We start from the raw sequence: 1,689 nt of genomic DNA on the forward strand, positions 1-1,689 counted from the left end.
AGTCTGCGGATATCTTATTGAAGAAGCTGCAAAGGAAATCAATAAAACTCCGAAAGTCCAACGATGGTTTCAGGAAGTCACCTCAACCGTGAAAGTTTGGCTTTCTGAACATGGGGTTTTAGATGTAAGCAGACTAAAAACGCAAGATCTGGTGACAATTGCCAAGGCAAACGTTAAAGAAATCGCCCGTCAAAAGCCTGAAGTGAAATTGTCTCCGGAAGGAATGAAAGTGTTGGCAGAACACGTCAAGGCCATGAACTTCAAGTACTCCAAAATAACGGATGCCGAACCGGAAATAAAAACTCTCTACAGAAAATTCGTTGAGCTGGAACAGGCAGGCAAACCGCTTCCAAAGGCAGCCGTGGTCGAGAAGCCGAAAAGCGGATTACAACGATAAAAAGGATGGTTATGTCTACAGGATTGAATAAAACTCATCAAAGAAGAGATGTCATTTTGACTTCACTTTGTGACTATTTTGGAAAAAGTACTATAGACAACTTGCTTCTTTGCGGCTTTTTGAGAGTGATAGAAAACCTGCAAACTGATGAGCTTGATGGAATCACTATCGCTTCGAAGATTCATAAGAAAACAAAAAACATTGTTCCGGATGAACTTGCAACTTCCGATAACGAGGAGGGAATTATCGCAGAGCTTCCTCATCTTAAGGAAGGTTTTCCGGCTTGCCCAATTGTTGTAAGAATAGGCTTTCATATTCCTTTTGTTCATAGAGGAGCAGGTTCCCGGCATTTAACTGGGAATGTAATAGAGTTTCCTAAAAGAGACTTTTTTCCTAAAGAAGAAAACAAAACTGAAGGTTCTTTAAAAGGATTGGTAGAGGTTTTGAAGAATAGTTCTCAGTTGTATCAACTGAATCCTTTGAAATATGTTTTCTATTCTTCCAAGCATCAGTACGGGATAGTTTGTACTCTTAATGAGAAATCGAACCGTTTAGAGGTAGTTACCGTTCGACCGGTTCGCAAAAAAGAATTGCCCCAAAATCTATGGGGCAATCAGTGGATAAAAATATCAGGCGCGCTCATCTTTCCTGATCAAGCGGCTTCGGTCCCGCTCTCCTCTTGTTTACAGACTACTGAGAGAAAACATACCGAACCTCAGTCTACGAAGTCGCACGAGGATAATTATCTTGACGTTGATTATACACCTGCTTTAAGGAATGCTATTGAAAGGGCGAAGAGGAACCTGCGTTCTGACGCTAACAATATTCAAGGGTTTTATTCGAAATCTAAAAAAATTGCAGTTCTTGTAGCTGAAAATCTTTCCGCCGTTTCTGCTCCAAGTGTTTTGCTCCACGAGCTTGGTATTCATATGGCATATGACACCTTTTTCAAAAATAAACTTCAGCCAACTATTGAAGAAGCTCCAAGCTTGCTTGAGCATTTAGTAGCGAAAAGTGATCCAATTGGGCTGTATGCTCAGTCGCAATTGACACTGGCCCAGATTACAAAAAAGTCAAAAGGTTATAAGGAAGAGGTTTGTGCTTACTTGGTAGAAAGTTGTGCTCTTCATGCAGTGACAGAGCCTTCCTTAATTCGTTGGTTCAATGGGTTAAAAAGCAAAACTTCAGTTTGGTTATATGAACACGGCTTTAAAGAAGTTGACAAATTAAGTCCAAGAGATCTGGTGACAATTGCCAAGGCAAACGTTAAAGAAATCGCCCGTCAAAAGCCT

At 40.6% G+C, this 1,689-nt stretch carries 2 protein-coding genes; both read left to right on the forward strand.

Annotation, left to right across the window (positions count from 1 at the left end; genetic code table 11):
- Window positions 1–397, forward strand: a 397-nt coding sequence (locus tag RDK53_RS12215; RefSeq protein ID WP_308515261.1) for a hypothetical protein, incomplete at its 5' end; no start/stop codon positions are given.
- Between the two features lie 23 nt (window positions 398–420).
- On the forward strand, window positions 421–1,689 hold a 1,269-nt coding region (locus RDK53_RS12220; protein WP_308515263.1), incomplete at its 3' end, for a hypothetical protein.

It is taken from the genome of uncultured Turicimonas sp. (assembly GCF_902477955.1).
Classification (GTDB): domain Bacteria; phylum Pseudomonadota; class Gammaproteobacteria; order Burkholderiales; family Burkholderiaceae_F; genus Turicimonas.